Origin of the sequence: Amycolatopsis sp. A1MSW2902 (assembly GCF_017312175.1) — a bacterium.
GTDB classification, from domain to species: domain Bacteria; phylum Actinomycetota; class Actinomycetes; order Mycobacteriales; family Pseudonocardiaceae; genus Amycolatopsis; species Amycolatopsis nivea.
In genome coordinates this window covers 8,444,060-8,470,047 of sequence record NZ_QJPO01000001.1, presented here as the reverse complement: position 1 = coordinate 8,470,047, position 25,988 = coordinate 8,444,060, and the positions used below count along the sequence as shown (strand labels likewise).

The following is a 25,988-nucleotide window of genomic DNA, read 5'->3' as shown; positions in this document are numbered from 1 at the left end:
AAAAGTCGTCCGCTCGGAGGACCACCGCCATCCTCCGGAACGACGCGCGCGACGACGTGCGCGAGTTACGTTCGTTTCGTGCGTGGACTGGTGATGTGGGGACGCAAGCAGCGTTGGCTGCTCGACTTGCCGCTGTACGCCGTCTTCGCCGCCTTCGGTCCCAACATCGCGGATCAGGCGACCTGGCCGATCCGCATGGTTTCGATGCTGTTCCTGCTGCCGCTGTTGGTGCGTCGCCGCTATCCGCGCACTGTCGCGCTCCTGATCCTCATCGGAGTCGCTGTCGTCTATACGAACGAGATCTGGGCGTACGACCGCGGCCGCAGCGACCTCGCGATGGCAGTCATGCTGTACACACTCGTCAAAGCCGGCGACAGATGGTTCATCGGCTTCGCGGTAGCTGTCGTCGGCCTGGACACTTTCTGGGGATTTACCTGGGGCGCCAACACCCTGAACCCGACGCTCACCATCTTCGGCCCACTGCCGCTGTACCTGGCAGCGTGGGCGCTCGGCGCCTTCTTCCGCACGAAGGAGCAACTGTCCGAAGAAGAACGGTTGCGAGCGGAGCTAGCGGCGTCCGAGGAACAAGCCCGCAGTCGCGCTTCAGTCGCCGAAGAGCGCACACGGATCGCGCGCGAGCTTCACGACGTACTCGCACACAGCATGAGCGTGATCGTCCTGAACGCCGAAGGAGCGAAGCTCGCGCGCCATCACGATCCGGACGCTGTCGACCGTACGCTCGACACCATCAGCAAAACCGGCCGTTCCGCGCTCGCCGAACTACGGCGGCTGTTAGAAGTGATGCATGCTGGCGAACCCGCGCGTGCTCCGCAGCCGACGCTCGACCAGTTGCGCACGCTTGTCGCACAGTCCGGCCGCGACATCACGCTCGAAGTCGACGGCGACATCGCCGACCTGCCCGCCGGCGTCGCGCTTCAGGCGTACCGCATCGTTCAGGAGGCCTTGACCAACATGCTCAAACACGCGCCGCCCGACGCGACTGGCCGGGTCCGGGTCGCCTTCGCCGGTCCGGAAATCCGCGTCGAGGTGACCAACTCCGGCGGACGGCAACCGGCCGCGGCGGGACTGCCCGGGTCCGGGCGCGGGCTCACCGGCATGGCGCAGCGCGTCGCGATGTACCACGGCAAGCTCGAAACCGGCGCGCTGCCGGACGGCGGCTACCGCGTGGCGGCGACGCTGCGGACGGACGCCGCATGACGTCCGTGCTGATCTGCGACGACCAGGAACTCGTGCGCGTCGGGCTGCGGATGATCGTCGACAGCCAACCCGACCTGGAGGTGGTCGCCGAGGCGGGCGACGGCGCGGAAGCCGTCGAACTCGCCCGTGCGCGCCGGCCGGACCTCGTGCTGATGGACGTCCGGATGCCGGTGCTCGACGGCGTCGCGGCCACCGCGCAGATCTGCGCTGAACTGCCGGACACCTCGGTCCTGGTGATCACGACCTTCGACCTCGACGAGTACGCCTACTCCGCGCTGCGCGCCGGGGCCAGCGGCTTCCTGGTCAAGGACGCGCCGTCGGACGAGATGCTGGTGGCGATCCGCGGCGTGCTGCGCGGCGACGCGATGGTGTCGCCGTCGGTCACGAAACGCCTGCTCGACCGCTATCTCAGCGCGCACCGGACGCCGCTGGACGAGCAGAAACTGGAGACGCTGACCGAACGCGAGAAGGACGTGCTCGGCCTGATCGCGCGCGGACTGTCGAACACCGAGATCGCCGGGACGCTGTTCATCGGCGAGACGACGGTGAAAACGCACGTCGGCCGGTTGCTGAACAAGCTGGGGCTGCGCGACCGGGTGCACGCGGTCGTATTCGCGTATGAATCCGGATTGGTACGTCCCGGCGGCTGAATCGGGGCATGCTGGACCCATGCGTCTCGTCGCGGTGCTCGCCTCGGTCCTGCTGCTCGCCGCCTGCTCGGCGGCGCCGGCCTCGGCCCCCGCCCCGGCCAAGCCGGAGCAGGGCCGGTTCGCCGTGCAGGAGGTCGCGGACGGCCTCGAACACGCCTGGGACGTCGCCTTCCTGCCCGACGGTTCGCTCCTCGTGCCGCAGCGGCCCGGCAAGCTCGCGCTGGTCCGCGACGGCCGGACGACCGACGTGCGCGCCGATTTCTCCGACGTCCTCGTGCAGGGCGAAGGCGGCCTGATGGGTCTGGTGCTGGCGGCGGACTTCGCGACCTCGCGCGAGTTCACCACCTGCCAGACCCACCAGGAAAACGGCCGCGCGGTGGACGTCCGGCTCGTCACCTGGCGGCTCGCCGACGACGGCGCGAGCGCGGCGAAGGTGCGCGACCTGCTGACCGGGCTGCCGGTGAATCCGAGCGGACGCCATTCCGGCTGCCGCCCGACGCTCGCTCCCGACGGCGCGCTGCTCGTCGGCACCGGCGACACCGCGCGGTCCACGGTCGCGCAGGACCGGCACAGCCTCGGCGGCAAGGTGCTGCGGATCAACGCGAAGACCGGGGAGCCGTTGCCGGGCAACCCCTTCCTGTCCTCCTCCGACCCGAACGAGCGCCGGATCTACACCTACGGGCACCGCAACGTGCAGGGCGTCGCGATCCGGCCGGGCACCGGTCAGGTGATCACCTCCGAACACGGACCGGCATTCGACGACGAGGTGAATCTCCTGCGCCCAGGCGGGAATTACGGCTGGGATCCGTCGAAGGGCGGCACCGACCCCAGCTACGACGAGAGCGTGCCGATGACCGACACCAAGCGGTTCCCGGACGCGGTTCGTCCACTGTGGACAACTGGCCAGATCACCGAGGCGACCAGCGGCGACGCCTTCCTCACCGGCAAACAGTGGGGTGCGAACGAAGGCGCGCTGGTCGTGGTCGCGCTGAAGGGACAGAAACTCCTGCTGCTGCACCTGGACGCGGCCGCGAAGGTCACCGGAGTGACGCTGCCCGCGGAATTCAACGACAAATTCGGCCGATTGCGCGCGGCCCGAAGCGGACCCGACGGCTCGCTGTACGTGACGACCTCCAACGGCAGCAACGACAAAGTGCTGCGCGTGACCCCCGGCTGAGGTCAGCCGACGTACGCGCCGCCGTTCACGTGCACGACCTGGCCGGTGACGTGCCCGGCCTCCGGGGAAGCCAGGAACCGCACCACCTCGGCGACGTCCTCCGGCTTGCCCGCGCGCTTAGTCATCGTGTTCTCGATCAGCCGCTCCTGGCGTTCAGCGGAGAGCTTCCCGCGGAAGAATTCGGTGTCCACGATCAATCCCGGCGCGACGATGTTCGCCGTGATTCCACGCGGCCCGAATTGCCGGGCGGTTTCGGTATTCCACACCTCCACCGCGGCTTTCGCCCAGCCGTACGATTCGGCGCCGGTGTGCCCGGCGATCGAACCGATCGTGACGATGCGGCCGTTGTCGGCGAGCCGGTCCCGCAGCGCCGTCGTCACGAACGCCGCGCTGAACAGATTCGCGCGAAGATTGGCCGTCCAGGCAGCGTCGAGCGCTTTCAAGTCTCGGCTGTCTTCGTGCAGGAAATCCGTGTTGCCGCCAGCGTTGTTCACCAGCACGTCGATCCGTTCGGGCAGCTGGTCGCGCGCCGCCTCGACCGCCTCGGGATCGCTCGCGTCGAAACTCACCGCACGCGCGCCGAGCAGCGCCGCCGCCTCGGTGAGCACGTCCTCGCGCCGCCCGGTGATCGTGACCCGATCGCCCGCCCTGGCAAACGCCGCGGCGATCGCGTACCCAATTCCGGTGCCGCCCCCGGTTACTACCGCTTCCCGATTCATCCCCACGTCCTTTATTGCTAAAGTACCTCTGGTGGACGACGGTACCGGCGGCGGGGAAAACCCGTCAAGCGACGAGGTGGACGAGATTCAGCGGGCGTGGCTGCGGGAGCGGCCGGGCACGCCGGTGTCGTCCATCGGCGTGATCACGCGGATCTGGCACATCGCGAAACTGCTGGAGGACGACCGGCGCGCGACGATGCTCGAACTCGGGATGGACGCCTCCACCCGCACCCTGCTCAGCACGCTGCGCCGGGCCGGGCCGCCGTACCGGCTGAGTCCGGGCGAACTCGCGAAACGCTGCCGGGTCAGTCCCGGCGCGATCTCCCAGCAAACCGCGCGTGCCGAACGCGACGGGCACGTCCGCCGGGTGAAGTCCACTTCGGACCGTCGCGGGGTGTACGTCGAGCTCACCGACGCTGGCCACGAGCTGATCGAGCACACCGTCGGAGATCTGCTGGAGCACGAGGAAACCCTGGTGTCCGCGCTGTCCCCGGCGCAGCGCGATCAGCTCGCCGACCTCCTGCGCATCCTGCTCGCGGACCTCGACCGGCGGGCGCGGAGGTAGGGTGGCGGACATGCCCTCCATCGACAAAGTCGCCTGGCTGCACGTGGTCGACGGCAAGCTGCTCGCCGCGCGCTCGGCGGGCAAGGACACCTGGTACCTGCCCGGCGGGAAACGCGAGGAGGGCGAGTCGGACGTCGAGACGCTGGTCCGGGAGATCGCCGAGGAACTGAGCGTGACGCTGGATCCGGCTTCCGCGCAGCTGGCCGGAACCTGGGAAGCGCAGGCGCACGGCAAGGCGGACGGCGTCGTGGTGCGGATGACCTGCTACACCGCGAAGTACACCGGCGAACTGAAGCCGAGCAGCGAGATCGAATCGTTCGGCTGGCTCGCCCACGCCGATCGCGACCAGGTGTCGGCGACGGTCCAGCTGATCCTGGACGACCTGCACGCGCAAGGAAAACTGGTCTGATGCTGCGACTCGGGACAACGGTGCTCGGAGTCGCCGACGTCGAACGCGCGATGCGGTTCTGGTGCGAAGCGCTCGGGCTAGTCGAGGATCCGGAATGGGCGAGTGCGACGTGGAAGACGCTGGCCCACCCCGGCGGCGCGCACGCGCTCGGCCTCATGCGAAGCGACTCGCCCGCCGAACCCCTGCCGCGGCTGCACCTTGACCTCTACACCGACACCGCGGACGAACAGCGCGCCGAGGTGGAACGGCTCATCGGGCTAGGCGCGCAACGGGTCGACTGGCCGCATTACCCGCCCGAGCCGGACTTCGTCGTCCTCGCCGACCCGGACGGCAACCTGTTCTGCGTCGTGGATTTGAGCAACGCGCCGTCCGGAAGCTGAGGACTCAGCCGAGCAACCGGGGCTTGTTCTCCAAGTGGGACAACCCGTTCCAGGCGAGATTCACCAGATGCGCGGCGACCTCGTCCCGCTTCGGCTTGCGCGCGTCCAGCCACCACTGCCCGGTGAGCGCGACCATGCCGACCAGCGCCTGCGCGTAAAGCGCGGACAGCTTCTCCTCATACCCGCGCGCGGCGAACTGCTGCGCGAGGATGTGCTCGACCTGGCTCGCGATGTCGTTGAGCACCGTCGAGAAGGTGCCGGTGGAACTGGCGACCGGGGAATCGCGGACGAGAATCCGGAAACCGTCGTGGGAATCCTCGACGTAGCTCAGCAACGCGACGGCCGCCTGCTCCAGCATCACCCGCGGATGTCCACCGTGGAGGGTCGAGATCATCCGGTCGAGCAGCAGCTGCGTTTCCCGGTCGACGACGACGGCGTAAATGCCTTCCTTGCCGCCGAAGTGCTCGTAGACAACCGGTTTCGACACGTTCGCCCGCGCGGCGATCTCCTCGACCGAGGTGCCGTCGAACCCTTTTTCGGCGAACAATGCGCGTGCCACGTTGAGCAACTGCTGCCTGCGCTCGCTGCCGGTCATGCGCACCCGGGCGACCGGTGCGGCCGGCCGCGCGCCGGTGACCGCCGCTTCTCGTTTCGCCCGTCGTCTCCCCGCCATTCGCTGCAGGGTAGTCGTGCGGGGCAATGCCGGTTCTCACCGGCACTGACCGGCACTGCCATTCACACCGTTATTTGCTCTCGGCCGCGATCCGGGCCAGCCGCTGCGGGGTCGGCCACCGCACGTCGTGCACCCAGCCGAACTTCTCGAACATCCAGATCAGCCGCGCCGACATGTCGATCTGGCCGCGCTTCACGCCGTGCCGGGCCGAGGTCGGGTCGGCGTGGTGCAGGTTGTGCCAGGACTCGCCGAAGGAGAAGATCGCCAGCGGCCAGAAGTTCGCCGAACGGTCGCGCGCGGCGAACGGGCGCTCGCCGATCATGTGGCAGATCGAGTTGACCGACCAGGTGACGTGGTGCAGCACGCACACGCGGACCAGGCCCGCCCAGAAGAACGCGGTCACCGCGCCCCACAGCGACCACGAGATCAGGCCGCCCAGCAGCGCCGGCCCGAACAGGCTCACCAGCGACCACAGCCAGAACAGGTCGTCGACCTTGCGGATGGCCGGGTCCTTCACCAGATCCGGCGCGAACCGCGCCTGGTTGCTCTGGTCCCGGTCGAACAGCCAGCCCATGTGCGCGTGCCAGAAACCCTTGGCGATGGCCAGCGGCGAGGTGCCGTACGCCCACGGCGAGTGCGGGTCGCCGTCGCGGTCGGAGAACGCGTGGTGGCGCCGGTGGTCGGCCACCCAGGTGATCACCGGGCCCTGCAACGCGATGCTGCCCGCGATCGCCATCACGACGCGCAGCCACGGCTTGGCCTTGAACGAACCGTGGGTGAAGTAGCGGTGGTAGGCGACGGTGATGCCCAGCCCGCTGATCCCGTAGAACACGACGAAGAGCGCGACGTCCGTCCAGGTCAGCCCCCAGCCCCAGGCGAACGGAACCGCGACCAGCAGCGCCACGATCGGCAGCAGCACCCCGAAGTACACCGACAGCTGAACGCCGATCCCGCGCTGTCCGTCGATGATCGGCTTGGGGCCCTTCGGCGGGTCGCCCGCTGACTGAGAACGATCGAGGGTGGCCGTCATGCGCTCACTTCTTTCCTCTCACAACCCCTTGCGAAGGGTGCCCTTACCTACGGTGTCGTAAGTTACGGTACAGGAGGTTTCCGGCGCTGTGGAGGCCCGAAAAGTCCGATTGCCCGATGCCCGGGACGGGCCTGTGGCGCACGCCTCCCCCTCCTGGCGCCCCCGTCCTCGATCATCGCTATCCTGACCTGGACCGATCCGCCGTAGTGTAATCGGCAGCACTTCAGATTTTGGTTCTGACAGTTCAGGTTCGAATCCTGGCGGCGGAGCTGCACATCCGGCGAGGGCGATGGGAGTGGGGGCGGCTGAGCGAGGAACCGAGCGACCCCGCGGGCACCCGTCGCCCGACCCTGGTCGAAATGTCGGACGCGTGGCTGGTCGGGCGCGCGCGGGAACTCATCGCGGCCGTTCAGCGCCAGGAACACGAAAACCAGCTCGAGATCGTCAAGATCATGGACGAGCTGCTCGAGGAAACCCTCCGGCGGGGGGAACCCACGCTCGTCGCCCAGCTGCTGCGCGCCTCCGCGTTCTCCCGGCTCGTCACCCGCGGTCTCGCGGCCGAAGCGGAGCCCCGGCTCGACGAGATGCTCGCGCACACCCGGCGGCACGGCCTTTCGCTGCTGCGCGCGGACGCGCACGCGCTGCGCGGACGCCGGCTGGTGCTCGCCGCGCAGGAGGACGCCGCGCTCACCGAGATCGCCCGCGCGCTCGCGATCCTCGACGACTCCACGATCCCGGACCGCCAGGTCGGCGTCCGCAACTGGAACCGCATGCAGTCGATGGCGCTCATCGACTGCTGGATAGTGCTCAACCAGCTCGGCGTCTACGAGGCCGCCGAAGAGGTGATCGGCCGCGCGCACCAGGCGATCCGGGAAAGCGCGAGCCCGCACGAGATCACCCTGCAGCTGATGAACCGGGTCAAGATGCTGCTCGGCTGGGGTCTCCGGCTCGAGCGGATCGAGCAGTACGACGAATCGGCGGAGAAGTTCCGCACCGCCGCGTCGATGGCGGTCGCCGCCGAGGGCCCGTTCGCCGAATCGCTGTTCCCGCGCAAGATCGGCGTGTCCGCGGTCGACCAGGTCGGCGTGCTGGCCGCGGCGCTCGCGCTGCACGACCCGTCGGCCGAGCACGTCGAACGGTTGCAGGGCATGCATCTCGGCCACCACTACCCGCACGAGCAGGAACTGGTCGCGATCGCGCTGGCCCGCTGCCTCGACGCGGCCGGCCGCCGCTCCGACGCGCTGCAGGTGCTGCGCGAGTCCCGCGACGTGCTGGCCGAGGACGTCTCGCAGCCGTCGATGCGGCTCACCCTCTCCCGCGAGCTCGCCCGGCTCGACCCGGAAGCCGCGAGCCAGTCTTTGATCGACTACGCGACCGCGCTGGAAACCGAAATGTGGGCGCTGCGCGAATCGCAGATCGCCACGCTGAATGCGCGCCGCGAGCATGAACGGCTTTCCGCCGAGCACGGTGCGATCACCCAGCAGGCACTGCAGGATCCGCTGACCGGCCTGCCGAACCGCCGCGCGCTCGACGAACGCCTGCGCGCGCTGGCGTCGTCGGCGGACGCCCAGCCGCTCGCGGTCGCGCTGGTCGACCTCGACGGGTTCAAGGGCGTCAACGACAAGCAGTCGCACGCCGAGGGCGACAACGTTTTGCGTGTTGTCGCAAGCACTCTGCGCGACGCTCTGCGTGGCGACGACGTGGTGGCCCGTTACGGCGGCGACGAATTCATCGTGCTGCTGCCCGGCGCACCGGCGTCGGCGGCGAAGATGGCGCTCGGCCGCGCGGCCAAATCGGTCGCGACACTGCCGCATCACCTATCGCACGGTGTGACGTTGTCCATTGGCTTGGTGTCGCTGCGTCCGCAAGAGCGGGCCGAACAGGTGCTCGCACGCGCAGATGCGGCGATGTACGAAGCGAAACGCGGCGGTGGCAACCAGGTCGCGTCGGCCAACTCGATGGCTGGCGACGGCACGAGCGGCTGGCCAGGGGAAACGGCTCCGACCGACCCCGCGTGGAGCGCTGAGGACCCCACGTAGGATCGTTGGTGCTCGTCAACGCACCGGTGAATCGTTGGGAGACTCGTGAGCGGCCCGCTGAGCACGCTGATCCTCGCTGCGGGTGAGGGCACCCGCATGCGTTCCTCCACTCCTAAGGTGTTGCACCCGATCGCCGGAAGGCCGCTGGTGGAACACGCAGTGCGCGCCGCCGCCGGCCTCGCGCCGCAGCATCTGGTGGTCGTGATCGGACACGGCCGCGACGCCGTGCGCGCCGAACTCGACCGGGTCGGCAAGGCGCTCGGCCGCGAGGTCGCCACCGCCGTGCAGGAAGAGCAGAAGGGCACCGGGCACGCCGTTTCGTGCGCGCTCGCCGAACTGCCGGAAGGACTCACCGGCACCGTGGTCGTCAGCTACGGCGACGTTCCGCTGCTCGACACCGAAACCCTGGAATCCCTGCGGGCCGAGCACGCCAAGGCGGGCAACGCGGTCACCGTGCTCACCGCCGAGGTCGCCGACCCCACCGGCTACGGCCGGATCGTCCGCGGCGCCGACGGTTCGGTCAGCGCGATCGTCGAGCACAAGGACGCGACGCCGGACCAGCGCGCGATCACCGAAATCAACTCCGGCGTCTACGCCTTCGACGCGGCTGTCCTGATCGACGGCTTGTCACGGCTGTCGACGGACAACGCGCAGGGTGAGCTTTACCTCACCGACGTCCTCGGCATCGCCCGCGAGGACGGCAAGGGCGTCGGCGCGCTGGTGGTCGACGACCCGTGGGTCACCGAGGGCGTCAACGACCGCGTGCAGCTTTCGGTGCTCGGCGCCGAGTACAACCGCCGCATCGTGCGCCGCTGGCAGCGCGAGGGCGTCACGGTGATCGACCCGAACACCACCTGGATCGAGGCGGACGTCACGCTCTCCCGCGACGTGCTGATCGAGCCGAACACCCAGCTCAAGGGCCATTGCTCGGTCGGCGAGGGCTCCGTTGTGGGCCCGGACACCACGCTGACCGACGTGCGGATCGGCGCGGGCGCGTCGGTGGTCCGCGTGCACGGTTCGGGCTCTGAGCTGGGCGACGGCGTCAACGTCGGTCCGTACACGTACCTGCGGCCGGGCACGAAGCTCGGCGCGAAGGGCAAGCTGGGCGCGTTCGTCGAGACGAAGAACGCGCAAATCGGCACCGGGACGAAGGTGCCGCATCTCACGTACGTAGGCGACGCGATCGTCGGCGACCACAGCAACATCGGCTGTTCCAGCGTCTTCGTGAACTACGACGGGGTGAGCAAGCACCAGACCGTTGTCGGTTCGCATGTCCGGCTTGGGGCGGACAACACGCTGGTCGCGCCGGTGCGGATCGGGGACGGCGCTTACAGTGGAGCCGGTGCGGTCATCCGCGACGACGTTCCGCCGGGTTCACTGGCGCTGTCGGCCGGTCCGCAGCGCACCATCGAAGGCTGGGCGGTCCGGCGCAGGCCGGGGACGCCCGCGGCGGAGGCAGCGGAAGCTGCTCTCGCCGCCCAGCAGCAGGACACCGTTGTGTCCGAGTCAGCAGCAGGAACCGACGGGGAGTCGCCAGCATGAGTCCGAAGTCAGGTACGCCGAAGAAGAATCTGATGCTCTTCTCCGGCCGTGCGCACCACGAGCTCGCGGAAGAGGTCGCCAAGCACCTCAACGTGACGATCACCCCGCAGACCGCGCACACGTTCGCCAACGGCGAGCTGTTCGTGCGGTTCGAGGAGTCGGTGCGCGGTACCGACGCGTTTGTGATCCAGGCGCACACCACGCCCATCAACGAGTACGTGATGGAGCAGTTGATCATGGTGGACGCGCTCAAGCGCGCGAGCGCCAAGCGGATCACCGTGGTCATGCCGTTCTATCCGTACGCGCGGCAGGACAAGAAGCACAAGGGCCGCGAGCCGATCTCGGCGCGGCTCATCGCGGACCTGTTCAAGACCGCGGGCGCGGACCGGATCATGACGGTCGACCTGCACACCGCGCAGATCCAGGGCTTCTTCGACGGCCCGGTCGACCATCTGCTGGCCCAGTCGGTGCTCGCCGACCACATCAAGTCGACCTACGGCGACGCGGACATCACCGTCGTTTCGCCGGACTCGGGCCGCGTGCGCCTGGCCGAGAAGTGGGCGCAGCAGCTCGGCGACCGGCCGATCGCGTTCATCCACAAGACCCGCGACCCGGACAAGCCGAACCAGGCCGTCGCCAACCGCGTGGTCGGCAAGGTCGAGGGCAAGCTCTGCGTGCTGATCGACGACATGATCGACACCGGCGGCACGATCGTGAAGGCCACCGAGGCACTGCTCGAGGAAGGCGCGGCGGACGTGGTCATCGCGACCACCCACGGCATCCTCTCCGACCCGGCCACCGAGCGGCTCTCGCAGTGCAAGGCCCGCGAGGTCATCGTGACGAACTCGCTGCCGATCCCGGAAGAAAAGCGCTTCCCGGGACTGACAGTGCTGTCCATCGCGCCGATGCTGGCGGAAGCCATCCAGCAGGTCTTCGAGGACGGCTCGGTCACGTCGCTGTTCGACGGCAACGCCTGAGTTACAGCAGCTTCTGACGACGCGGCCCGGGTTGGCGTCGCGGCCTGGATCAGGTCGCAGCGGCTGGCTCGGGTCGCGTCGTTTGCTGACTGTGCCCGGTTGGCGGGGATGCTCGTCGGGCCCACACGCCCGGCACCGCACGCGGCAGAGGGCACGCGCAGCACCCGCACGGACCGCTCCGCACGCGGGCAGGGCCGCGCGCGGACGGCACGTCGTTCGGGCACAGCCGCACGCGCTCACCGCTGCACCCACGCTCGGCACCACGCCCGGGCGAAGAGCACACGGCCGATGCCGCACCAGGCCAGAGGGCACACGCGCTCGACGCCCCAAGCGAACCCACCGCACGCGAAGCAGCGCCGTGCGTGGGCAGCACGCCACTCCGGCAGAGCCACACGCACTTCAGCACCGCACGCGGGCAGCACACCACTCGGGCGCAGCGGCACGCATTTCAGCGCGCCACTTGGACCGACGGCACTCCGGCATAACCGCACGCATTCAGCACCGCACGCGAAGCAGCACCGCACGCGGACAGCACGCCACCCCGGCAGAGCCACACGCACTTCAGCACCGCACGCGGACAGACGGCACATGCGCTCGGCACCGCACGCATTCAGCCCCTCGCCCGCACGCGGCACCCCGCGCTCACCGCAGCACGCAAGCAGTCCCGCGCCGGCTCAGCGCCACCCGTCTCCGGCACGCGCTCCGAGCAGCCACCCCACTGTCGTCAGCCAAAAGCACCCCTCACCCTTCTCTCCTCCCCTCGCACCAGCATGACCTCACACCTCGCCCATATCCGCAGACAGCCACCTCTCCGGCCGCATATGGATCGCCATGTGCTCACCCAGCTGCGTCCGCTCGAACTCCACATACCCCGCCACCTTGTCGGCAGGCAGGTACCGCGCAGCCATCTCCCACGTCAGCTCGTGGCTGCCCGGGCGGGTCCGCACCACCGGGCCTTCCACTGACACGTACCGGACCGTCGGCTCGACTCGCTGCACCATCAGGCTGAACCGTCCCGCCGCCTGGATCGCCTTCGCCTTGCGCGATTCCGGCGGCGTGATCACCCACAACTCGCCGCCCGGCGTGTACTGGTACCAGATCGGCACCGTCAACGGCGCGCGGTCCGGGCGCTCGACCACCGAGAGCGCGCCGATGTGCGGTTCGGCCAGAAACTGTTCCCGTTCTTCACTCGACAACACCATGCCCTCGAAGCTAGCCACCAGGTACGACAAAAACCGGGTTCCGCCGGCGGCGAAAACCGGTGCGTCACCCGTCCGTGAGTGGCTAGCGTCCTAGCCATGGGGAAATTCGAATTCGGCGTCAGCCTGCGGCTCACGGCCAACGGCACTGAGTGGACCGAAAAATGCCGGCGGGCCGAGGAGCTCGGCTACGACCACCTGACCGTTCCCGACCATCTCGGGCCGGGGCGGCTGTCGCCGTTTCCCGCGCTCACGGCTGCCGCGGCGGTGACCGAGCGGGTGCGGGTCGGCACGTTGGTGTCCAATGTGCCTTTCTACAACCTCGCGCTCTTCGCCCGCGATGTCGCCACTACCAACAAACTCACCGAAGGCCGCTTCGAACTCGGTCTCGGCTCGGGCCACATGAAGCACGAGTTCGACGACGCCGGGTTGCCGTGGCGCAAAGCCGCCGACCGGATCACCTACCTCACCGAAGGTCTCGCCGAACTGCGCACGCGCGTCGAGGACGAGGGCGGCATGCCGAAGCTCCTCATCGCGGGCAACAGCGACGGCGTGCTCAAGCTCGCGGCGGAACAGGCGGACATCGTCGGATTCGCTGGTCTTCGCCAGGACCGCGGCCGTCCGCCGGGCACGTTCGTGCTCGACAACGACGTCGCGATGGACGAGCGAGTCGCGTATTTCCGTTCGCTGGCAGGGGATCGCGAGCTCGACTACAACATGCTGATCCAGCGCGTCGTGGTCACCGACGACCGGCGCGAGGCCGCGGCGGAATGGCACGCCGAGACCGAGGAACGCAGTGCGGCCGATGTCGACGAACTGCTCAACGCACCCCAGCTTCTCTTCGGCACGGTGGACGAGATGGTGCAGCAGCTGATCGCGCACCGCGAGCGGTACGGCTTCTCCTACTTCACCGTTTTCGAGGCGATGATGGAGACTTTCGCTCCGGTGGTGGCTGAACTGCGAGGTCGCTAGCCGCCTGCACCTTCGCGACGGCGTCTCCGGCGATGAGCGTGAGCACCCGGCCGAGGAGCCCGTCCGGCACGGCTTCGTCGTCGATTTCGGCTTCCACGGCCAAACCGTTGCTCAACGCGAGCAACACGACGGCGAATTCCTCTGCAGGCAACGGAAGTTCGAGGTCCAATCCCTCGGCGAGCCGGTTCAAGGCACGCGCGATCGTGTCGCGAACCTCCCGGCGGCGTCGGCGCAACGCGTCGCGCCGCCGGTCGTCTTGGTGCGCCATCGCGAAAAATTCGGCCAGCAGCCGGTGCCACACCGCGTCGGCGCGCATTTCGTACATCAGCACCGCGGCGACGTTAGCCAGCCCGGCACCGCCGTCGTCCGCTTCGGCGAAACTCGCCAAACTCGCTTCGAGCCGGTGCGCGGCGTGTTCCTCCATCAACGCCAGCACCAGCTCGTCTTTCGACGCGAAGCTCGAGTAGACCGCGCCTTTCGTCAGCCCGGCCGCCGCGGCCACCTCGGTCAGTTTCGTCGCGGCGATGCCCTGTTCCCCGAACACGGCGAAGGCGGCGTCGAGAATGCGCCGCCGGGTCTCCGCCCGCGTCGGCCGCGTCCGGCCGGTCATCGGCTGCTCCCTCATCCGGGGGTTGACACTGGATCAGCTCGCTCAATACCTTCAAGTATCCAATACCCACGGGTATCCAGTGTCAAGGACTCTGTCAAGGACGACAGGGAAGGACCGCTCCGATGAGGTTGCGCATCGTCCTGGCCGCCGCGGCATTGCTCACCGCCGCGTTCGCCGCCCCAGCCACGGCCGCCCCGACCGGCGGCGTCAACGATCCGGCGTGCCGGCCGAGCAGCGCACACCCGCGTCCGGTGGTGTTCCTGCACGGGCTCGGCGCGACGTCCTATGAGGACTTGAACTACCTGCAGGATCACGTCGCCGCCAAGGGATACTGCACCTTCAGCCGCACCTACGGCGCGTACCCGCAGTTCCCGGTCGTCGGCGGACTGCGCCCGATCGCCGACTCCGCAACGGAAATCAAGCAGTTCATCGGCGAGGTGCTGAACGAAACCGGTGCGGCGCAAGTGGATCTGATCGGCCACTCCGAGGGCGGATTCCAGACCTTGTACGTCACGAAAACCCAAGGCATCGCCGACCGCATCGGCTCCGTCGTCGCCATCGCGCCGCCCACGCACGGCACCACGTTCGCCAATCTGACGAAACTGGCGTACCTGCTGGGAATTCGCGATGAAGTCGGCAAGGCGCTCACCGCGTTCGGCTGCCCGGCTTGCGACAACCTGATCACCGACGGCAGCGCGGTCAAGACGCTCACGAACGGTCCCATCGCGCAGCCCGGCGTCCGCTACACCGTGCTGACGTCGCGGTTCGACGAACTGGTCACGCCCACCGAAACGTCTTTCGTGCGCGAACCGGGCGTCACGAACGAATACGTCCAGGACACCTGCCCGTTCGATCCCGTCGGGCACATCGGCGAGGCCTACGACCTCAACGTCTGGAACCTCGTCACCAACGCGCTCGACCCGGAGCACGCCACGAAATTCCTGTGCACGGCGGGATCTCCCGGCTGACGCGCGAGGCGGACCCGGTGGCGGCACGAGCGCCACCGGGTTCCGCGCTCAGTACGCCAGGGTGAACCGGGCGCGCGAGTGCTTCGGCTCTTCGATCTCGTCCACGAACGCGATCGCCAGGTCCGCGCCGCTGATGTGCGAGCGGCCGTCGGCGTCGCTGACCAGCACGTCGCCGCCGAGACGGAACTTGCCGGTGCGCTCGCCGGGGATCCAGGAACCGAACTCGGCCGCCGGGCTGACGTAGAACCAGTCGACGTCGTCCGGCAGCTCGCGCAGCGCCTCCAGGACGAGGACGTGGCTGCCCGCCTCCGGCTTGTACTCCTCCGGGAACTCCGGCGTGTCGATCACCCGCGGCCCGTCCTCGCTGACCCGCAGCGAACCGGCGCCGCCGACGACCGCCAGCCGCGCGCCGTTCGCGCGGGCCGCTTCCACCAGCGTCGGCAGGGCGTCCACCAGCCGGCGGCCCTGGTCGTCCGCACGGCCCGGCGTCGCGATCACGAGCACGTCCGCGCCCTTGGCCACCGACGCGACGAACTCCGCGTCATGCATGGACCCCGACCGCGCTTCGACCCCCGACGGCAACCCCTCGGCCTTGCGCGCGACCCCGGTCACGGAGTGCCCGCGCCGCAGCGCCTCGTCGGTGATCCGGCCACCGGCGAATCCCGTCGCGCCGAACACCACCAGCTTGCTCATTGCCGCTCCTCGCAAAGAAAATCCGTATCGACGCCACCGATGGTAAGGACCGGTCTTCGGCTACTTCAACGGAAGAAACGCACCTCGAGGTGAGCGTGCAGGTCAGCCGCCGAGCGCGGCGAAAGCGGTGGCCAGCTTCGCCTTCACCGCGTTCGCGTCGACCGGCGAACGCACCTCGGCGACCGCCGTCGGCTTCGCCAGCACCTGGTAGCTCGCGGTGCGGTTGGGCAGGGTGAATTTGACCGAGCAGGACATCGTAATGGTCGCGTCCGCGGCGGCGTCGCCTTCGGTGGCGCAGCTTTGCGAACCGAGCGTGTCCGCGCTGATCTCCACCGAAAGCTTGATGTGCACGGTCGGTTTCGAGCCCGGCTGATTGCCGACGACGCTGTTCGAAACGTCCACAGTGGTCTTGCAGGAACCGACGTAGTCCTGGCAGTCGAGTTTGTCGTTGAGGACCGTGACGCTCGCCTGCGCGAGCCCGTCGAACGGCTGCCCGATCGCGTCGACCGCCGCGTTGAAATCGGTGTGGAACTGCTTGATCTCGGCGTCGGACAGCGGCCGGACCCGGAACGCCGCGCCCAGCTTCGGGCCGCCGCGCGGATCGAGCAGCGCGGGCGCGAACCCGGTGACCCGGTGCGGTTCGGCGGTGGTCACCTGCAGCGCGCCGCCGAGGTCGTACACCTCGGTGCCGTCCGGCAGCTTCTGCTTTTGCGGCGCGCCGGTGCCGAGTCCGCCGAGTGCTTTGCGCAGTTCGCCGGCGAGCTTCGGCGGGGACATCCGCGCGGCCGGGTCGACCGGCAGTTCACTGCCGACGGTGTGCACCCATCCGCTGCCGAACTGGGTGCTGTTCTCCTCCAAGCCGTGCGACTTCCAGTAGTCCGCGTCGGCCGCGAGGTAGAGCTGCCCGTCCGGTTCGGTCAACCGCACCGACTTGCCCTCCAGCGGCAGCGCGCCGAAGCCGTTGCCGTCGCGCGCGACGCGGTACGTCAGCGTCGCCGGGTTGCCGGCGCCGTCCTTCAGCGTCGCGTCGTATTGCAGCGCCGGTGCTTGCTCCAGCGCCTGCAGCGCGGCATCGACCGCCGTCTGCTGCTGCGCACGCTGGGCAGCCAGCTGCCGGTCGGCATCGGACAGTCCCGCCGTGCCGGTCACCGCGACCTGGCAGCCCGCGAGAAGCCCACCAAGCAGCACCAGTGCTGTCGCAGTCCATCGAGCCCGCATGTCGGCCGCCCCTCTTTCCGCGGAAATCATGCCACTCCCACCAGATCGGCGGGCGGGACGGGATTTGTGTCGTCACCCACCCGCGCGGGGGAGACTGCCCGGACCCGGTGCGGGCCCGCGCGGACCGGCTGGTTTACACTTCTCGGGTTGTCTCGGCGAGGCGGGTGCGCCTGTAGGTGCCCGGCGTGATCGACGCGGCGGCTCGAGAAGCCCCGTGGTCCGCTCACGCCCGCAATCTCGCCGCCGTGCCAACCGCCCCGAGCAGAGATCGACGATCCCCGCCGCCCCCTGCCGCACGTCGTGTGATTTGAAGGAGTGCTAAACCGTGTCCGAGGTACGTCTTTCCGTCGAACCGCGCACCGAGTTCGGAAAGGGTGCCGCCCGCCGCACCCGTCGCGCCGGCAAAATCCCCGCGGTGCTCTACGGGCACGGCTCGGACCCGCGGCACTTCGCGCTGCCGGCCATCGAGTTCGCCCGCGTCGTCCGCGAGAACGGCACCAACGCCGTCATCACGCTGGACCTGCAGGGCAACGTCGAGCTGGCGCTGACCAAGACCATCGTGGTCCACCCGCTCAAGAACTACATCGAGCACGTCGACCTGCTGGTCGTCAAGCGCGGCGAGAAGGTCACCGTCGACGTCCCGGTCGTCGTCTCCGGCACCCCCGGCCCGGGCACCCTGGTCGCCCAGGACATCGACACGATCCAGGTCGAGGTCGAGGCGCTGCACATCCCGGAGCAGTTCGAGGTCTCCGTCGAGGGCATCGAGGCCGGCACCCAGATCACCGCGGGCCAGATCGAGCTGCCCGCAGGCGCCGAGCTGGTCACCGACGCCGAGGCGCTGGTCGTCGCCGTCAACGAGGCCCCGCGCGGCTCCGCTGACGAGGACGCCGAAGCCGAGGAAGCCACCACCGAAGCTGCCGAATAAACTCGCATTCGTGAGTGAAGACCTGCCCGGGGCCGGCGAGCTGATCCTGCTCGCCGGCCTTGGCAATCCAGGACCCCAGTACGCCGGGAACCGGCACAACGTGGGGTTCATGGTGCTCGACGAACTGGCCGGCCGGGTCGGTGGGAAGTTCAAGGCCCACCGCAGCGGCGCCGAGGTGCTCGAAGGCAGGCTCGCCGGTTCCCGCGTGGTGCTGGTGAAGCCGCGGTCGTTCATGAACCTCTCGGGCGGGCCGGTCGTCGGCGCGGCCCGGTTCTTCAAGGTGCCGCCGTCCGGCGTCGTGGTGGTGCACGACGAGCTGGACGTCGATTTCGGCGCGCTGAAGCTCAAGCTCGGCGGCGGCGACAACGGGCACAACGGACTCCGGTCCATCACCAAATCGCTCGGCACGCGTGACTACTACCGCGTGCGCTTCGGCATCGGGCGGCCGCCGGGCAGGCAGGATCCGGCGGATTTCGTGCTGAAGGACTTTTCGACGGTCGAGCGCAAGGAGCTCCCGTTCGAGGTCGACCGTTGCGCGGATGCGGTCGAGGCGCTGGTTTCGCGGGGCCTGGCTGCGGCGCAGAACGCGTTTCACGCTGCCTGACCTGCTGGTTTCGCCCCAATGTGGCATTGGGTGCGTCAGATGCACCGAATGCCACATTGGGTGCGTGCGATGCACCCAATGTGGCATTGGGGTTTCTCGGTAGCTGCTTGCGCGGCCTCGCTGCGGCGATGCGGCCGGGTCGCATGGTCCCGCTGACCCAGCCCGGCTGGGCTCCTCGGCCAGGGGCAGCTTCGCGCGGCCGCCCGTCTCTGCTGCGGCGAGTCCGGCGCGGTGGAGAGGTCCGTGAAGGGCTCCTTGAGGGAATCTGATTCCCTCAAGGAGCCCTTCACGGACCTCGACAGTCAGAAGCCGCACGGCGCGTCTCCTCGGCCGGTGCTCCCAGCGCCCTGACCAGCACCGCTAACGCGACCACGCCGCACGCCGCGCCACCGCCAAAACCCCGACATGGCATCCGGTGCCTCCCCGGCCCCCAGTGCGGCATTCGAGCCGATTGGGCCGTTGTGCCTGTGGGTGAGTCGTTGTGGCCCTGCGTGATGGATTTCTCACTCGATGGGCGTCTTCTGGGGCCCTGATCGAGTCGTCCGGGTGGGTGCGGGCTTCCCGGGGTGGCCGGGACCGGTTAGGACGGACTGCAGGAGTTCGCACCACCCCGACCCTGAATCGGAGAATGATCCATGCCGTTTACCGCCGAGGATCTCGCTGAGGTCGCTTTCGGTAACGCCCCGATCGGCCGCCGCGGCTACGCCAAGCAGGAGGTCGACGACTTCGTGCGGCGGATCGCCAAGACGATCGCCGACGAGGACGATCTCACCGCGGCCGAGGTCCACCACGTGCTGTTCTCCAAGCCGTTGATCGGCAAGCGCGGGTACGACGAGCGCGAGGTCGACGAGTTTCTCGACCAGGTGGAGACGCAGCTGGCCGACCGGTCCGGACGGCGGGCTCCGCTGATTCCAGGGAGCCGGGACCACACCGAGGCCACCGCGGGACGCGCCGCGTGGCCCGTCGTCACCGAGGCACCGGCGGAGCGGCTGCCCGGCCGATAATCCCCAGATCTTGCCGCGAAGGCCGCTTCGAGGATTCGAAGCGGCCTTCGTGCGTTCAAGCCCGGATCAATCGGCCGCGTTCTTGGCGATCTTGTCCGCGTACTGCACCGCGGTAGCGGCCCGCTTGACCTTGCCGGACGGGGTCTTGGGCAGGCTTCCAGCCGGAAGCACCACGACCGCGAAGGGGCGCATGTCCACGGCGTCCCGGACGCGCGCGGCGATTTCCTTGGCCAGGCGGTTTTCCTCAGCGGCGTCACCGGCCAGTTTGGACTCCACGACCACGGCGAAGCGCTCGCGGCGGCTGCCCGCGTCCAGGCGGACGGCGACCGCGTTGCCTGCCCGGACGCCCTCGACCGAACCGGCGGCGCGTTCGATGTCGGTCGGGTACAGGTTGCGGCCGCCCATGATGATGACGTCCTTGCGGCGGCCGCAGATCACGATCTGGCCGTCGACCAGGTAGCCGAGGTCGCCGGTCTTCATCCAGCCGTCCGCGTCCTGGGTGTCCAGCGGGCCGTCGACGGTCAGGTAGCCGGGCGTCACGGCCTCACCGCGCAGGCGGATCTCGCCGACCTGCCGTTCGCCCACCACGGAATCGGATTCGTCCACGATGTCCGCTTCCAAACCGTCCAGTGGACGGCCGAGCAGGGCGAACGAGCGGACCTCGTCCGTGCCGCGGCGGGGGTCGCCTTCCGGCACCGGCACCGCGCGGTTGTCGGCTTCCAGCGCGTCGGCTTCGACGACGTCCAGCGTGAGCCCGGTGAACAGCGGCGCGAACGAGACCGCCAGCGTCGCCTCCGCCATGCCGTACGCGGGGAACACGCACTCGGGCGGCATCTTGAACCGCTTGCCGGCGTCCACAAAGGTCTCGACGGCCGTCTCGTCGATCGGCTCCGCGCCATTGAGCGCGATCCGCAGCTTCGACAGGTCGTAGGCGTTGTCGTCCTCGACCCGGGCCATGCGCTTGCCGACGATGGCGTACGCGAAGTTCGGCGCGGCCGTCGTGGTGCCGCCGTACTTGCTGATCAGTTCCGGCCAGATCAGCGGGCCGGTCAAGAACTCGACCGGGGTGATCTTGACCAGTTCGACGCCGAACGTCATCGGCACGGTCAGGAAGCCGACCATGCCCATGTCGTGGAAGGTCGGCAGCCACGACACCATCACGTCGGTGTCGAACTCGAACTCGGCGCGGTCCACCATCGCCTTGACGTTGGTGTACAGGTTGCCGTAGGTGATCCGGACGGCCTTCGGCTCCGCGGTCGATCCGCTGGTGAGCTGCAGCAGCGCGGTGTCGCTCTCGGCCGTCCGCACGATCTCGGCCAGCGGTTCCGCGCCGGCGAGTTCGGAGATCAGCCGGTAGCTGATGCCCTTGCCTTCGAGCACCGGGGCGAGCTGGTCGAACGGTTCGCCCAGCACGACCAGCTCGGCCCCGATCATCTCGAGCACCTTGACCGTGTCCTCGGCCCATTCGGCGAGGTCCGTGCGCGGCGTCGGCTGGTGCAGCATCGTCACGCTGCCGCCGGTGAGCCACACCGCCTGCACGGTCGGCGCGATGAGCACCGGCGCGGCGGCCAGCACCGCCACCGCGCTTCCCGGCTTCAACCCGCCGCTGACCAGCCCGCCCGCGATCCGGCGCGCCTCGTCGTGCACCTGCGCCCAGGTCCGGCGCACCGGCTCCTTGGGCTCGCCGGTCACCATGCCGCGCCGTTGCCCCCGGTCCGCCGCGTTCCCGACGAGTGTGTCCACAAACCGACTCATGTGCGTCAGATTACTGTCCGGTTTTTCCGGCACTGCCCGCGGCGGCGTGAACAGCGGATGTCCGGCGGCAGGCGGGTTGCGGACGCACCCGGTCCTGATAGGCCTGCGGCAGCTCGGCGCGGGTCAGTTTCCGGAATTCCAGCGGTCCGGACGTGTAGGAATCCTCAGCGGTGATCAGGCCGTCCGCGTCGACTGGCCACACGATGAGCTGCCTGCTGACGTACAGGTAGTCCGCGTCCGGATCGGCGGCGGGGAAACCCATCTGCTGTGCGGTCGCGCCGGGGAGCAGCATGTGCAGGTCGCCCTCGGTGACCAGCGCATGATCGTCAACAACGAGCCGGTCCATCCGGTATTCGAGGTGATTCGCCTTGCTCGCCACGAATGCCGCGTAGTACTCGCGGACGCCGTCGTGGCCCTTCGGTCCGGTGTCGCCGCTGGTGCCCCAGAAGTGATATGCGGCATCCTGGCTGACCGTCGCCATCAGCCGGTCGAGATCGGGTTCTGCTTCGGCCTTCATGTGTTCGAGGACGATGCCGAGCACCTGCCGGTGCCGGGGGTTCGCGGTCGTCTCGAGCCGCTGTTCGAGCATCTGCCAGGTGCGGGTGGGGTCGATCATGGGCGTCCCTCCGGAAACGCGCGTCGTTGCGCGTGCTCGATCGTCGCTGGCGAGCCCCGGCGGGTCAGCCGACGCGCGTCGCCGGATCCGGCCGGTCCGGGCGACGGGCGTCGCCTACCCGACGTCGCCCAGCGTGCGATCCGAGGTCACCAACCGGCGCGCCAGCAGCGCGAACGTCGCTTGGAACCGGTCCATCGCGTCCTCGAGCCGCCAGCCGGTCGCCGCTTCGATCCGGTCCAGGCGAGCGGCGACGGTGCTGTGGTGGAGGTTCAGTTCGGTCGCCGTCCGCCGGAGCGCACCGAACACGCAGTACGACTCGAGCGCTTCGACGTCGAGCGCGCCGCCGGGGGTGCGGGCGTGGGCTTCGAGGGCCGCGACGCCGGGGGTCGCCGCGAGCCGGGACGGCGGCAGTTCCGCAAGCAGGACAAGGACTCCGAGCGGTCCGTACGGCACGGCCCGGCGACCGAACACAGTGGACGATGCGAAGCGCAGCGCGGTGCGGGCTTGCTGCCACGACACGGGTGCGTCGGCCGCCGCTGCTGGTTCGCCGAGGCCGATCCAGACGTCCACGGCTCGGTCCAGTCCGGTCGAGGCGGGATGGCGGGCGGCGAGGTCGTCGTGCAGGTGCCCGGCCAGTTCGCGCGGGGCTGGACCGCCTTGGGTCAGTGCGAGGGTCAGGCGGCCTAGGCGGTGGTGTTGCAGCCGTCCGGCACCGGCGCGGGCGAGCGCGTCCAGGCCTTCCTCCGGAGCACCGGCGAGGACGAGCGCGACGACGGGCTGATCCAGGTCGTAGCCGAGCAAATGCAGTGCGCGCAAGCGATCCCGGCGTTGTTCGCGGTCCGAGACGGCGATCTCCAGCAGACCGGGTTCGCCGAGCCGGAGAGGCGAGGTGGGCCGGGTCGCGCGCAGGGCGCGGCGGAGTTGGTCGAGCAGGACGACGTCGAGCGGATGCGGCGCTGGCCGGTCGATCTGGACGTCGTCCAATGGCGGGCCGGAAACCGGCAAACCCGCGCCGTCGAACCACACGCTCTCGCCGTCGATCACGGCACCGACCGAACAGCCCGCGACGAGCGCTGCCAACCGGACCACCGCGTCAGGCGCGAGGCCGGTCAACGCGTCGAAATACGCGATCAGCCGCAGCACCGACGTGGTGTCGGCGGGCAGCGTCGACAGCCGCGGAACGTCGTCGTCCATCCGCCGATTGTCACTCGGCGAGTTCGGACGTCTCCAGCCACCGCGCTTCGACGTCGTCCTTCTCGGCCAGGACGGCCTTCAGGTCGGTGTTCAGCTCGATCAGCTTCTCCGGGTCGGTCGCCGCCTCCGCCAGCGCGGCGTGCAGCTTCTCTTCGCGCTTCGCGAGCTGGTCCAGCTTCCGCTCCAACCGGCCCAATTCCTTTTGCGCCGCACGGGTTTCCGCCGCACTGCGCTTGGCCTCGGTCTTCTCCGCCGGAGGCGCCTCGCGACGCGGCGCGGCCTCCTTCGCGCGGGCGCGGCGCTGCAGGTACTCCTCGATTCCGCCCGGCAGGTGGGTGACCTTGCCGTCGCCGAGAAGCGCGTACGTGGCGTCGCAGACGCGCTCGACCAGGTACCGGTCGTGCGAGACCACCACCATCGTGCCCGGCCAGCCGTCGAGCAGGTCTTCGAGCTGTTGCAGGGTGTCGATGTCCAGGTCGTTCGTCGGCTCGTCCAGCAGTAGCACGTTCGGCTCGGCCATCAGCAACCGGCACAGCTGCAGCCGGCGGCGTTCGCCACCGGACAGGTCGCCGACCGGCGTCCATTGCCGAGCCGCCGGGAACCCGAGCTTCTCGCCGAGCTGCGACGCGGTCATCTCCTGCTTGCCGAACACGACGCGGCCGGAGATCTGCTCGATCGCTTGCAGCACGCGAAGATCGGCGGGCAGGTCGTCGAGTTCCTGGCGCAGGTGCGCGAGCGCGACCGTCTTGCCCTGCACCCGCCGTCCGGTCGGCGATTCGACGTCGCCGCCCAGCAGCTTCAGCAGCGTGGTCTTGCCGGAGCCGTTCACGCCGACGAGACCGATCCGGTCGCCAGGGCCGATCCGCCACGTGACGTGGTCGAGCAAGGTCCGGTCGCCGACCCGCAGCGACGCGTCTTCCAGCTCCAGCACCGTCTTGCCGAGCCGGCGTTTCGCGAACGCCATCAGCTCCACCGAATCGCGCGGCGGCGGCACGTCGGCGATCAGCGCCTCGGCGGCTTCGACGCGGTACCGCGGCTTCGAGGAACGCGCCTGCGGTCCGCGCCGCAGCCACGCCAATTCCTTGCGCGCCAGGTTCTGCCGCTTCTCCTCCGCGGTCGCGGCGAGGCGGGCGCGTTCGGCGCGCGCGAAAATCCAGTCGGCGTAACCGCCTTCGTACTGCTCGACCCGGCCGTTCGCGACCTCCCAGGTGAGGCTCGCGACGGTGTCGAGGAACCACCGGTCGTGGGTCACGACCACGACCGCGATCCGGCGGCCCAGCAGATGGTCGGCGAGCCAGCGCACGCCTTCGACGTCAAGGTGGTTGGTGGGCTCGTCGAGCACCACGAGGTCCAGTTCGCCGGTCAGCGCGGCGGCCAGCGCGACGCGGCGGCGTTCGCCGCCGGACAGGTTCGCGGTCGGGGTCTCGAGGCCGATCGCGGTGATGCCCAGACCGTCCACAATAGACCGGACGCGCGCGTCGGCGGCCCATTCGTGCTCGGCCCCGTAGCGCTGCAGCACCACGTCGCCGACCGTGCTGCCCGCGGGCAGTTCGGTGCGCTGGGTGACCACCGCCATCCGCAGGTCGCGCACCTGGCTCACCCGGCCGGAATCCGGCTCGCTCAGTCCGGAAAGGACTTCGAGCAGCGTCGTCTTGCCGCCGCCGTTGAGCCCGACGACGCCGATGCGCTGCCCCTCGGCGACGCCGAGGGAAACGTTGTCCAGCAACGGCTTCACGCCGTAGGACTTGCTCACCGATTCCAGGTTGACCAGGTTGGCCATCCGGATCCTTTCCACTGTGGACTGTTGATTCGAGCTTTCAGGCGTGCACGCGCGGCGGCGCGTTGCGCGGGGCGTCGTCGCCGCCGACCACCCGGGCCCCCGGCACCGGGCCGTGCGCGACCCGCACCGTCCGGCACACTCCCGCGCCGGACAGCTCAGCGGCCACCTCGACCGCGGTTTCCGCGTCGGAGCACAGGAACGCGCACGTCGGCCCGGAGCCGGACACGCATCCGGCGAGCGCTCCCGCGTTCACCCCGGCGCGCAGCGTGCGGCGCAGGCCGGGCCGCAGCGACACCGCGGCCGCCTGCAAGTCGTTGCCGAGCAACAGGGCTAGTTGGCGAGGATCACCCGACGCGAGCGCCTCCACGACCGGCGTGTGCGACCCGATCCGCGGCGGTTTGCCGTCGGCGCGCAGCCGGTCGAGTTCGCCGAACACCTTGGGCGTGGACAGGCCTTCCTCGTCGAAGGCCAGCACCCAGTGGAACGTGTGGCGCGCGAGCACCGGAACGAGCTGCTCGCCGCGGCCGGTGCCGAGCGCAGTGCCGCCGTACAGCGCGAAGGGCACGTCGCTGCCCAGCCGGCCGGCGATGGTGGCCAGCTCGTCGCGGGTGATGTCGAGCTTCCAGAGCGACGAGAGCCCGACCAGCGCCGCCGCCGCGTCCGCGCTCCCGCCCGCCATGCCGCCGGCGACCGGAATGCCCTTGCGCAGCACGATTCGCACCTTCGGCTCATCCGCGTCCGGCCGTCCGGCGTAGGAGGCCAGCTCGCGTGCCGCTCGCCAGGCGAGGTTGGCGCCGTCGGTGGGCACCGTGCGCTCCCCCTCGCCGTACACCTCGAGCCCTGGCTCGTCGGTGGCGGCGACGGTCACCTCGTCGGTGAGCGAAAGCGCCTGGAAGACGGTGACCAGCTCGTGGAACCCGTCCGCCCGCAGGTCGCCGACGGCCAGGTGCAGGTTGACCTTGGCCGGGACCCGGACGGTGACTGGTGGTGGTACGACGGCGAGCACCCGTCCAGCCTACGTGGCTGGCGCTGACCAGGTGTCGCCAGGAGAAAACGTCGGCACGGAAGTTC

Annotated in this window: 26 protein-coding genes and 1 tRNA gene; 15 read left to right on the top strand and 12 right to left on the bottom strand. The window is 69.3% G+C overall.

Annotated elements, in window-relative coordinates:
* The first annotated feature begins 93 nt into the window (after window positions 1-93).
* The 3 genes from DMP23_RS39795 to DMP23_RS39785 are packed head-to-tail and all read left to right on the top strand — an operon-like array spanning window position 94 to window position 3,045.
* On the top strand, window positions 94-1,218 hold the full coding sequence (locus tag DMP23_RS39795; RefSeq protein WP_078870808.1) for a sensor histidine kinase: 1,125 nt from the start codon (window positions 94-96) through the stop codon (window positions 1,216-1,218).
* A complete protein-coding gene (locus DMP23_RS39790) occupies window positions 1,215-1,868 on the top strand; it encodes a response regulator (protein WP_037820214.1) in 654 nt (217 codons plus the stop codon). The genes DMP23_RS39795 and DMP23_RS39790 overlap by 4 nt, the downstream gene beginning before the upstream one ends.
* Window positions 1,869-1,887: 19 nt before the next feature.
* Complete coding sequence (locus DMP23_RS39785) at window positions 1,888-3,045, top strand: PQQ-dependent sugar dehydrogenase (RefSeq protein WP_337824052.1); 1,158 nt, start codon at window positions 1,888-1,890, stop codon at window positions 3,043-3,045.
* Window positions 3,046-3,047: 2 nt separating this feature from the next.
* Here DMP23_RS39785 and DMP23_RS39780 read toward each other — a convergent pair whose 3' ends face one another.
* Window positions 3,048-3,764 (bottom strand): SDR family NAD(P)-dependent oxidoreductase, encoded by a 717-nt coding sequence (locus DMP23_RS39780; protein WP_337824051.1) that lies wholly within the window; start codon window positions 3,762-3,764, stop codon window positions 3,048-3,050.
* Between the two features lie 31 nt (window positions 3,765-3,795).
* Between DMP23_RS39780 and DMP23_RS39775 the strand changes: the two genes are divergently transcribed.
* The 3 genes from DMP23_RS39775 to DMP23_RS39765 are packed head-to-tail and all read left to right on the top strand — an operon-like array spanning window position 3,796 to window position 5,118.
* A complete protein-coding gene (locus tag DMP23_RS39775; protein ID WP_337824050.1) occupies window positions 3,796-4,329 on the top strand; it encodes a MarR family winged helix-turn-helix transcriptional regulator in 534 nt (177 codons plus the stop codon).
* A 10-nt stretch (window positions 4,330-4,339) separates the two neighbouring features.
* On the top strand, window positions 4,340-4,738 hold the full coding sequence (locus tag DMP23_RS39770; protein WP_337824049.1) for an NUDIX hydrolase: 399 nt from the start codon (window positions 4,340-4,342) through the stop codon (window positions 4,736-4,738).
* Entirely contained in the window at window positions 4,738-5,118 is a 381-nt protein-coding gene (locus DMP23_RS39765) for a VOC family protein (protein ID WP_134734439.1), read from the top strand. Before DMP23_RS39770 ends, DMP23_RS39765 begins: the two co-directional genes overlap by 1 nt.
* 4 nt (window positions 5,119-5,122) lie before the next feature.
* Here DMP23_RS39765 and DMP23_RS39760 read toward each other — a convergent pair whose 3' ends face one another.
* Both DMP23_RS39760 and DMP23_RS39755 read right to left on the bottom strand, forming a co-directional pair.
* The gene (locus tag DMP23_RS39760) at window positions 5,123-5,713 is read right to left on the bottom strand and encodes a TetR/AcrR family transcriptional regulator (protein WP_134667546.1); all 591 of its coding nucleotides are present in this window, start codon (window positions 5,711-5,713) and stop codon (window positions 5,123-5,125) included.
* Between the two features lie 148 nt (window positions 5,714-5,861).
* A complete protein-coding gene (locus DMP23_RS39755; protein WP_037820201.1) occupies window positions 5,862-6,821 on the bottom strand; it encodes an acyl-CoA desaturase in 960 nt (319 codons plus the stop codon).
* A 197-nt stretch (window positions 6,822-7,018) separates the two neighbouring features.
* Here DMP23_RS39755 and DMP23_RS39750 point away from each other — a divergent pair.
* The 4 genes from DMP23_RS39750 to DMP23_RS39735 all read left to right on the top strand — a co-directional run bounded on the left by DMP23_RS39750 (window position 7,019) and on the right by DMP23_RS39735 (window position 11,379).
* A tRNA-Gln gene (locus DMP23_RS39750) sits at window positions 7,019-7,090 on the top strand.
* 90 nt (window positions 7,091-7,180) lie between these two features.
* Window positions 7,181-8,860 carry a GGDEF domain-containing protein gene (locus DMP23_RS39745; protein WP_238604216.1) on the top strand — a complete coding sequence of 560 codons (1,680 nt, stop codon included), beginning with the start codon at window positions 7,181-7,183 and terminating at the stop codon, window positions 8,858-8,860.
* Between the two features lie 45 nt (window positions 8,861-8,905).
* On the top strand, window positions 8,906-10,402 hold the full coding sequence (gene glmU / locus DMP23_RS39740; protein ID WP_238604215.1) for a bifunctional UDP-N-acetylglucosamine diphosphorylase/glucosamine-1-phosphate N-acetyltransferase GlmU: 1,497 nt from the start codon (window positions 8,906-8,908) through the stop codon (window positions 10,400-10,402).
* Complete coding sequence (locus tag DMP23_RS39735; protein ID WP_037820198.1) at window positions 10,399-11,379, top strand: ribose-phosphate diphosphokinase; 981 nt, start codon at window positions 10,399-10,401, stop codon at window positions 11,377-11,379. The genes glmU and DMP23_RS39735 overlap by 4 nt, the downstream gene beginning before the upstream one ends.
* Before the next feature lie 776 nt (window positions 11,380-12,155).
* Here DMP23_RS39735 and DMP23_RS39730 read toward each other — a convergent pair.
* Window positions 12,156-12,581 carry a pyridoxamine 5'-phosphate oxidase family protein gene (locus DMP23_RS39730; protein ID WP_337824048.1) on the bottom strand — a complete coding sequence of 142 codons (426 nt, stop codon included), beginning with the start codon at window positions 12,579-12,581 and terminating at the stop codon, window positions 12,156-12,158.
* A gap of 96 nt (window positions 12,582-12,677) precedes the next feature.
* Here DMP23_RS39730 and DMP23_RS39725 point away from each other — a divergent pair, with 96 nt between their 5' ends.
* Window positions 12,678-13,550 carry a TIGR03621 family F420-dependent LLM class oxidoreductase gene (locus tag DMP23_RS39725; RefSeq protein WP_337824047.1) on the top strand — a complete coding sequence of 291 codons (873 nt, stop codon included), beginning with the start codon at window positions 12,678-12,680 and terminating at the stop codon, window positions 13,548-13,550.
* Here DMP23_RS39725 and DMP23_RS39720 read toward each other — a convergent pair.
* Window positions 13,486-14,160, bottom strand: coding sequence for a TetR/AcrR family transcriptional regulator (locus DMP23_RS39720; protein ID WP_051729802.1), 675 nt, complete (start codon window positions 14,158-14,160; stop codon window positions 13,486-13,488). The genes DMP23_RS39725 and DMP23_RS39720 overlap by 65 nt on opposite strands.
* A gap of 122 nt (window positions 14,161-14,282) precedes the next feature.
* Between DMP23_RS39720 and DMP23_RS39715 the strand changes: the two genes are divergently transcribed.
* The gene (locus DMP23_RS39715; protein ID WP_337824046.1) at window positions 14,283-15,128 is read left to right on the top strand and encodes an esterase/lipase family protein; all 846 of its coding nucleotides are present in this window, start codon (window positions 14,283-14,285) and stop codon (window positions 15,126-15,128) included.
* A 48-nt stretch (window positions 15,129-15,176) separates the two neighbouring features.
* Here the strand turns inward: DMP23_RS39715 and DMP23_RS39710 are convergent, their stop codons facing one another.
* Together DMP23_RS39710 and DMP23_RS39705 are read right to left on the bottom strand one after the other, a co-directional pair.
* Window positions 15,177-15,821 (bottom strand): NAD(P)-dependent oxidoreductase, encoded by a 645-nt coding sequence (locus tag DMP23_RS39710; RefSeq protein ID WP_037820183.1) that lies wholly within the window; start codon window positions 15,819-15,821, stop codon window positions 15,177-15,179.
* Window positions 15,822-15,923: 102 nt separating this feature from the next.
* Window positions 15,924-17,039, bottom strand: coding sequence for a hypothetical protein (locus DMP23_RS39705; protein WP_037820181.1), 1,116 nt, complete (start codon window positions 17,037-17,039; stop codon window positions 15,924-15,926).
* A 325-nt stretch (window positions 17,040-17,364) separates the two neighbouring features.
* On the opposite strand from DMP23_RS39705, the gene DMP23_RS39700 reads away from it, so the two are divergent.
* The 3 genes from DMP23_RS39700 (at window position 17,365) to DMP23_RS39690 (ending at window position 19,572) form a co-directional block, all read left to right on the top strand.
* Window positions 17,365-17,964, top strand: a complete 600-nt coding sequence (locus DMP23_RS39700) for a 50S ribosomal protein L25/general stress protein Ctc (RefSeq protein ID WP_037820179.1) — start codon at window positions 17,365-17,367, stop codon at window positions 17,962-17,964.
* Window positions 17,965-17,974: 10 nt separating this feature from the next.
* Window positions 17,975-18,568 carry an aminoacyl-tRNA hydrolase gene (pth, locus tag DMP23_RS39695; protein ID WP_134670244.1) on the top strand — a complete coding sequence of 198 codons (594 nt, stop codon included), beginning with the start codon at window positions 17,975-17,977 and terminating at the stop codon, window positions 18,566-18,568.
* Window positions 18,569-19,203: 635 nt separating this feature from the next.
* On the top strand, window positions 19,204-19,572 hold the full coding sequence (locus DMP23_RS39690; protein ID WP_043836513.1) for a DivIVA domain-containing protein: 369 nt from the start codon (window positions 19,204-19,206) through the stop codon (window positions 19,570-19,572).
* Window positions 19,573-19,638: 66 nt separating this feature from the next.
* Here the strand turns inward: DMP23_RS39690 and DMP23_RS39685 are convergent, their stop codons facing one another.
* The 5 genes from DMP23_RS39685 to DMP23_RS39665 form a co-directional block, all read right to left on the bottom strand.
* Window positions 19,639-21,327, bottom strand: coding sequence for a fatty acyl-AMP ligase (locus tag DMP23_RS39685; protein ID WP_337824045.1), 1,689 nt, complete (start codon window positions 21,325-21,327; stop codon window positions 19,639-19,641).
* Window positions 21,328-21,337: 10 nt separating this feature from the next.
* On the bottom strand, window positions 21,338-21,943 hold the full coding sequence (locus DMP23_RS39680) for a nuclear transport factor 2 family protein (RefSeq protein ID WP_337824044.1): 606 nt from the start codon (window positions 21,941-21,943) through the stop codon (window positions 21,338-21,340).
* Window positions 21,944-22,057: 114 nt separating this feature from the next.
* Window positions 22,058-23,137, bottom strand: a complete 1,080-nt coding sequence (locus DMP23_RS39675; RefSeq protein WP_337824043.1) for a PucR family transcriptional regulator — start codon at window positions 23,135-23,137, stop codon at window positions 22,058-22,060.
* A gap of 10 nt (window positions 23,138-23,147) precedes the next feature.
* Window positions 23,148-24,917, bottom strand: coding sequence for an ABC-F family ATP-binding cassette domain-containing protein (locus DMP23_RS39670; protein ID WP_134670252.1), 1,770 nt, complete (start codon window positions 24,915-24,917; stop codon window positions 23,148-23,150).
* 37 nt (window positions 24,918-24,954) lie between these two features.
* Window positions 24,955-25,923 carry a 4-(cytidine 5'-diphospho)-2-C-methyl-D-erythritol kinase gene (locus DMP23_RS39665; protein ID WP_037820169.1) on the bottom strand — a complete coding sequence of 323 codons (969 nt, stop codon included), beginning with the start codon at window positions 25,921-25,923 and terminating at the stop codon, window positions 24,955-24,957.
* Between the last annotated feature and the right edge of the window lie 65 nt (window positions 25,924-25,988).